6 protein-coding genes are annotated in these 6,776 nt (G+C 65.4%); 2 read left to right on the top strand and 4 right to left on the bottom strand.

The genetic code is table 11. The features are described 5' to 3' along the window. Positions 1–315: 315 nt before the first annotated feature. Positions 316–624 (top strand): hypothetical protein, encoded by a 309-nt coding sequence (locus tag M3461_06095; protein ID MDQ3773951.1) that lies wholly within the window; start codon positions 316–318, stop codon positions 622–624. A gap of 47 nt (positions 625–671) precedes the next feature. On the opposite strand, the gene M3461_06090 is transcribed toward M3461_06095, so the two are convergent. The 4 genes from M3461_06090 to M3461_06075 all read right to left on the bottom strand — a co-directional run bounded on the left by M3461_06090 (position 672) and on the right by M3461_06075 (position 6,047). Next, positions 672–1,394, bottom strand: coding sequence for a methyltransferase domain-containing protein (locus tag M3461_06090; protein MDQ3773950.1), 723 nt, complete (start codon positions 1,392–1,394; stop codon positions 672–674). A gap of 350 nt (positions 1,395–1,744) precedes the next feature. Then, complete coding sequence (shc, locus tag M3461_06085) at positions 1,745–3,652, bottom strand: squalene--hopene cyclase (protein MDQ3773949.1); 1,908 nt, start codon at positions 3,650–3,652, stop codon at positions 1,745–1,747. An 80-nt stretch (positions 3,653–3,732) separates the two neighbouring features. Next, the gene (locus tag M3461_06080) at positions 3,733–4,821 is read right to left on the bottom strand and encodes a phytoene/squalene synthase family protein (protein ID MDQ3773948.1); all 1,089 of its coding nucleotides are present in this window, start codon (positions 4,819–4,821) and stop codon (positions 3,733–3,735) included. Between the two features lie 35 nt (positions 4,822–4,856). Continuing rightward, on the bottom strand, positions 4,857–6,047 hold the full coding sequence (locus tag M3461_06075; GenBank protein ID MDQ3773947.1) for a pyridoxal phosphate-dependent aminotransferase: 1,191 nt from the start codon (positions 6,045–6,047) through the stop codon (positions 4,857–4,859). 387 nt (positions 6,048–6,434) lie between these two features. Here M3461_06075 and M3461_06070 point away from each other — a divergent pair, with 387 nt between their 5' ends. Beyond that, positions 6,435–6,638 carry a hypothetical protein gene (locus tag M3461_06070; GenBank protein ID MDQ3773946.1) on the top strand — a complete coding sequence of 68 codons (204 nt, stop codon included), beginning with the start codon at positions 6,435–6,437 and terminating at the stop codon, positions 6,636–6,638. Positions 6,639–6,776: the final 138 nt, after the last annotated feature.

The following is a 6,776-nucleotide window of genomic DNA, read 5'->3' as shown; positions in this document are numbered from 1 at the left end:
CACTCCCCTATCCGCGCTGCCTTCGAGAGGCTTCAAACCCTCATCGACCAGGCCTGCCAGGAGGCACAACTCGCCATCAGATAAACTTGACTCATTTGCATCGTATTTCATTATGCAAGTACTCTAGCGCAGTCGGTCACGTTCACGGCAGGTTCGGCTATGGAGGATGATATGCGTATAAAAATGCTGCTGCCCACCGCGATCTTGGTTTCCGTATTGTTCGGCTGCGCGTCCCACCAGCAAGCCGACACGAGCGCTCCTTAGGCCAGCGAGACATCCGATTCACCGTCGCCATCTTCGCCTGGCGCGCGTATAGTGAAGTCTCGGGACGGATCGTTCGACGGAGAGATCATCGGTACACCGGCCCCGAATAGCAAGTTCGCCAAGCTCCAGATCGGCATGGGGCTACGAGAGGTCGAGGACTTGATAGGACGACCTGACGATACGGATAGCCATATCACCGGTAAGCAGTTCATCCCATTCTTCTTTGGAGGCGATACGCACCGCCTGGAGGCCTTGTACAAGAAGGAGGGCGAGCTTACCTTTTCGCCGGCGCACCTTGGAGGTGTTCCAGACGTGCTGATCCGCATTACGGTGGATCCTGAGGCCACCGGCTACCGCTGAGCATGCAGGCCCGGACCAGTTGGGGATCCGGGCTCATGTCGGGGCGTTCAACCGACGCGGCCCATTAGGCTAGCGACGAGCAACACGTTCGCGAACGGCGTACCGCGACTCATCGGCACCGACGCGACCGTGAAGCCGAGGCGGCAGAGCGACGATTGCCAGTCTTGCAGGGAGCGGCAGTAAAATGTGGGAAACCGATGGCCGCGGGTGAAGGCGACGAGGTGATCGACCCAGTTGGAGATCCGGAACGGAAGGCCGCCGTCGGCGTTTCCCACCCGCAGCAAGAGCATCCCTGTGGGTGCCAGTGCATCGCGCACGCGCGCCAGCACATTCTCCTGGGCAGCGTAGTCGATGTAGTGCAGCACGTCCAGGATCACGACGGTATTCGGCTTACCGAAGTCGGTCGTGCGGATGTCGCCCCGGACCAGCTCCGCCCGCCCGCCGAGTGCCCGTCTGGCGCGGCGCACCTCGCGCGGCATCAACTCGATACCCCGATACGCCAGCGGTTTCGGCGCCGGTGGCCAGTGCGCCGGCCAATGGCCCGCGTCGAATAAGGCGCGCGCCTCGAGGAGCCATGCGGCCAGCAAGCCCTGGCCGCAGCCGAGATCGAGAATGCGCGCGTCGTCGGGGATCAGACCCCGTTCCAAGAGGCCGAGAAAAGCGGGGTCGCCATTGAGCTTTCCTCGCGCGAAGTACCAGGCGAAACGCCCGGCGGAGCGATAGGGGGCAGAGGCGCCATCGAGCAGCGCGCGGGTGAATGCAGCGCTCATGCGATCACGGAATAAAATCACACACTTTCATTGATTCTGATCCCCTCACCCCCCCACTCCCCGGTGGAGAGGGAGAAAAGGCGATAGCCTCTCTCGGAGGGAGCGGGAGAAAAGGTAGCACGTGTCCCCGAGGGAGAGGATTAGCACGGCATTTCGGCAGGGAATGTCGGCATGCAAGTACAGGGATGTGACACCGCCCGGTATCGCCATCTTGACCGGGTGATGGATCACTTCGACTGCCGTGCGGCTCTTTCGGACGACGCATGGACATCTCGCGGCCTAAGAAACCGGCGAATTCAGGGGATCCGAGTCGAAGAATGGTGTCGTTTCTCGACCCGGCCCCTGGCGGATCAAGGGCCTCGAGGCACTGTGCGGTTCCGATAGTCGGCGAGCGCCCAGAGCGGGAAATACCGGGTATAGCCGTGGTATTTGAGATAGAAGACCCGCGGGAAGCCAGGGGCGGTGAAACCGGGGTCGTGCCAGAGGCCGTCAGGGCCTTGGCGGGAGAGGAGGTGGTCGATGCCGCGACGGACGGCCTCCGATCCGACCTCACCGGCGGCCATAAGCCCGAGTAGCGCCCAGGCGGTTTGGAACGCGGTGCTCGGGTGGGGCGTGCCGCGCTTCTCCGGGTGATAGCTGTCGTTGCCCTCGCCCCAGCCGCCGTCGGGTTGCTGCTGTGCCATGAGCCATGCGACGGCGCGGCGGATGTAGGCCTCTGTCGGGTCCTCGCCCGCTATCTCCAGGGCGGCGAGGACCGACCAGGTCCCGTAGAGGTAGTTCGTGCCCCAGCGCCCGAACCAGGAGCCGTCGGCCTCCTGCACCGCTTGGAGATAGGCCACCGCCTCGCGCAACGCGGGGCGGTGGCGCGCATCGCCCGCGAGGGTGAGAAACGCGATGCAGCGGCCGGTCACGTCCTCCGTGGGTGGGTCGAGCAGGGCGCCGTGATCGGCGAAGGGGATGTGGTTGAGGTGGTAGTGGGTGTTGTCGGCATCGAAGGAGCCATAGCCGCCGTTCTTCGAGCGCATGCCGAAGATCCACTCGGCCGCGGCATGGATGGACCAGGCGTAGCGCTGGCGATCGGCCAGGCACATGGCCCAACCGACCATCGAGGTGTCGTCGAGGTCCGGGTAGTACGCATTGGCATACTGGAACGCCCAGCCGCCGCCCTTGAGATCGGGGCGGGAATCGCGCCAGTCGCCGGGCTCATCGCCGAGCTGGCGGTCCTTGAGCCAGTCGAGCCCGCGCCGCACGGCTTGTGTCATCGCGCCCCCGGCGGCCGCGATGAGCGCCTGGCAGGCGATGGCCGTGTCCCAGACCGGCGAGACGCAGGGCTGACAATAGGTCGAGTCCTCGCGCACCACCAGGAGCTTTTGGATCGCCTCGCGGGCCTCGCGACGATACGGGTGATCGGCGGGATAGCCGAGGAGCGCCAGGGATTCGTAGGCGTTGACCATGGCCGGGAAGATCCCACCGAGCCCGTCGGTGCCATTCAGCCGCGCCGTGAACCAGCGCTCGGCGCGCCCGATCGCGCGCTTGCGGACGAATGCCGGGATGAGCGGCTCGATAGGGCGGAACACGCGGTCGATCGCGAAGAAGACGCGCCCCAGGCGTGCCTTCGTATGGAAATAATGCTGCTCTTCCTCGGGCGGCGTCACGAACAGCTCCGCGATGCCGATCGCGCGCGGGTTGGCGGCGCGCGGCTTGAGGCTCACGAGGATGAAGAGCGGCACCATCACGGTCCGGGACCAGTAGGAGACCTTGCTCAGATGGAAGAAGAAGCCGCGCGGGAGGAACATGATCTCGACCGGGATGAAGGGCACGGCACGCCACGGGACCTGGGCAAAAAGGGCGAGGGCGATGCGCGTGAAGACATTGCTCTCTGCGGCCCCCCCGCGCGACAGGACGGCCTCGCGGGCACGGGCCATGTGCTGCTCTTCGGGCGAGTCCCCGGCAAGCTTCAAGGCATAGTACGCCTTGACCGTGCAGCTCATGTCGAAGTCCCCGCCCTCGAACAAGGGCCAACCGCCGTGCCCGGCCTGGTGCCGGCGCAGGTACACGGCGATGCGGGTCTCGAGGGGCCGGTCGATCTCGTCCATGAAGTGCATCATGAGGATGTACTCGGCCGGGATGGTGCAGTCGGCCTCCAGCTCATAGACCCAGTGCCCGTCCGGTTGCTGGTCGTCGAGGAGCGCCTCGCCCGCGCGCGCGACGGCCGCCTCGAGCGCCTCCCGCCCGAGCCGGGCGACCGGCACTGCCATGGGCCCGCTGCCCCGAACCGCTGTCTTTAGATGTCTCGACATCGCGTCCTCCCCTATCTCGCTTCGCGCAACTCGCCTGCTCACGCTCCCCGGGCGGGCAGCCGATCCGCACCTCCCTTGGTGAGCTTGTCATGAAAGTGATTGATCGGTAAACCCTTGGAGGCGAGCTGCGCGGCGAGCCGCAGGAGCCCGTCGTGGCGCACCAGGGCATTACCGACGGCAACGGTGGCCCACACGCTCCTGCGGCTGATCTTGACCTCGCGCCCGGTCGTGAAGTCGCGATGGCGGCTGATCTTCCTGAGCGTCAGGATCGCCATGCCGATGGCCCACAGGCAGAACCGGCGTATGCCGGTGTCGCGCACCGGGATGAGCAGGGTGTACGAAAGGGCATCGTCCAGGTGCCTGCGGGCGATCCCGATCAGCTCGGACAGGCCCTCGAAAAACCCAGGATCGTCCCTCCCGGGTTCGAGGTCTCGAAGCCGCACGCCCTTGGCGAGAAAAAGATCGCGCGGCAGCCAGCAGGCCCCGTGCCTACGGTCCTCCCAGATGTCCTTGAGGATGTTGGTCATCTGCAACCCCTGGCCGAAGGACACGGCGAGCGGCATGAGGCGGTCGCGGTGGGCTGCAATCTCTGCGGAGTAGTCGCAGAAAAGCTCGGTCAGCATCTCACCCACGACCCCGGCGACGAAGTAACAGTACTCGTCCATGGCCGGGAGGTCCGGCAGACCATCCAGGCTCTCGCGCATCTGATAGTCGGCCATGCCCTTGGCCATGATGCGCACGCAGCGCGCCAGGGCACGCCTCTGATTGGCGTTGAAGCCGTGCGTGATGCGGATGACCTTGGGGACGTTGAGGATGAGGTTCCGCTCGGCATCGAGGGCATCGGGGGCGAGCAGCGGATGCAGGTCCCCCGAGAACCGCTCGGCGCACTCCGTGCCCTCGACGACGCGCACGAAGCGCTCGGAGAAGTCGCGCTGCCGCGCCGCCGACAGCCCCGCGTCGTCCTCGACGGTATCGGCGATCCGGCACAGGAGATAGGCATTTCCCACGACCTCGCAGAGGCCCAGGGGCAACACGGGGATGGTCAGGGCGAAGGTGCGGGAGACGCCCTGCAGGATCCGGTCTTGGTACGCCCGGTCTTCCGCCATGGGCGCGGATGCCGGCATCATGGGCGAGCAGACCGGGGACTGGGCCGGCGTGCGCGTCACCGTCGTCCGAAGAACGTTTCCAGCCGGTCCAGGGCCTTGGTGAGATTCTCCCTGCTGGTCGCGAAGGACACCCGCACACAGCCCGGCGCCCCGAAGGCCGTGCCGGGCACGACGGCGACCTCGGATCGCTCGAGGAGGCGCTCGGCAAGCCCGACATCGTCGTCCACGTCCGCCATGCGCTCGATGGCCTCCTGCATATTCGGGAAGCTATAGAAGGTCCCCTGGGCCGGTAGGGCGCGCACCCCCTTCATCTCGTTCAGGCGACGGTGCACGAAGTCGTGCCGGTCTTTGAAGATCCGGCAGCGCTCGCGCACCAGGGACTGGTCCCCGCTGAGTGCGACCTCTGCCGCGACCTGGGCGATCGAGGTCGGGTTCGAGGTGCTCTGGGACTGGAGAACGGCCATGGCCTGGATGAGGGATTTTGGCCCCGCCGCGTAACCTATCCGCCAGCCGGTCATGGCGTAGGCCTTGGAGACGCCGTTCAATATGACCGTGCGGCCGTAGAGCGCGGGACAGGCGTTCAGGATGTTCGCGAAAGGCTCTCGGTGCCACAGGATGTGCTCGTACATGTCGTCCGAGGCGATGACCACCTGCGGATGGGGCAAGAGGACCTCGGCGAGGCCCACCAACTCGGCGCGCGAGTAGTACTCCCCGGTCGGATTCGAGGGACTGTTCAGGACCAAGAGTCGGGTCCTCGGGGTGATCCCGGACGCAAGTTTGGCGGGCGTGATCTTGAAGCGGTCGTCGATCCCGGTGTCGATGACGACGGGCTGGGCCCCGGTGAGCGCTACTATGTCCGGGTAAGAGGTCCAATAGGGCGCGGGGATGATGGCCTCGTCGCCGGGGTTGAGCAGGGCCATCACCAGGTTGTAAAAACTGTGTTTGCAACCGCAAGACACGAGGACCTGGTCCGCGGCGTATTCGAGACCGTTCTCGCGCCAGAGCTTCTCGACCACCGCACGCCTGAGGCTGGGCGTACCCTCGACTGCGGTGTACTTGGTAAATCCCTCGGCCAGGGCGCGGACGGCCGCCGCCTTGATGTGCTCCGGGGTGTCGAAGTCCGGCTCACCCGCCGCCAGGCTCACGATATCCTTGCCGGCGGCCTTGAGCGCCAGGGCACGCGCCGCGACGGTCAGGGTCGCGGAGGGTTTGATCGCAAGCGCGCGCTCGGAGATCTGAAGGGCCAATGACTACCTCACTTCCTCGGTCGGATGAACACAGCGGCGTAATATACTCAAAGTCCTGGGCTGACAGAACCCCGCGGGCAAGAGCGCGTCGCATCGGCGGGCGCCCACGAGGGGTGCCCCTACGACTACGACCCGCCTTCACCGACATGGATCCCGCGAGATCGCGCGTAGCGTGCTGGAGAATCCTCACGGGCGCACGATCCGCTGGGTTCTTCCCACCCTTCCGAGATGGAAACGTCCCACTGCGTGGGGCCTGCCGACGCGCTCGGTCTTCGAGCGACGGTGGTCGCGTCTTGCTGGCGCCCCCCAGGTTTCCGCGGAGGGTATACCAGCGCTCGCGGTCTCCGCAGGCACCGAAGGCTTGTGACTAACGCAATAGGTTCACCAGTGAACAACGGCGATCTGCCGTGTGATACGGGGTTTGAGTTTGGAGGGGTGCGGGCGCAGAAGCTCGCGGAAACCGGACCGGCAAACCTGAAGCGCGCCTCGAAGGCCGGGGTGGTCATGTTGATGAAGACGATGGCCTTTGACTCGGATTATGCCAACGGCACGACCATCCATTCTAGCCTCGGTTATAAAGCGCTTCCTTAATTCAAGATCCACTCTCCCTGCGGGCTGTAGCTTGCCCATAACATGTGCTGGACACAGCGCCCGCCGTGTCGTAGACTCGCGGCATGGTTACGATGGGCGGACGCACGTTCTCGCAGGAGATCCTGACTCGGATCGCCG

Source organism: Pseudomonadota bacterium, from assembly GCA_030860485.1.
Taxonomy (GTDB): Bacteria; Pseudomonadota; Gammaproteobacteria; order JACCXJ01; family JACCXJ01; genus JACCXJ01.
Note: the sequence above shows the minus strand (reverse complement) of the source record. Positions and strands in the feature narration are given on the sequence as shown.

What these genes read in the sequence shown, in the direction of transcription:
- M3461_06090 (MDQ3773950.1), bottom strand. Translation starts at nt 1,394, where the DNA reads ATGAGCGCTGCATTCACCCGCGCGCTGCTCGATGGCGCCTCTGCCCCC.
- M3461_06080 (MDQ3773948.1), bottom strand. Translation starts at nt 4,821, where the DNA reads ATGATGCCGGCATCCGCGCCCATGGCGGAAGACCGGGCGTACCAAGAC.
- shc (MDQ3773949.1), bottom strand. Translation starts at nt 3,652, where the DNA reads ATGGCAGTGCCGGTCGCCCGGCTCGGGCGGGAGGCGCTCGAGGCGGCC.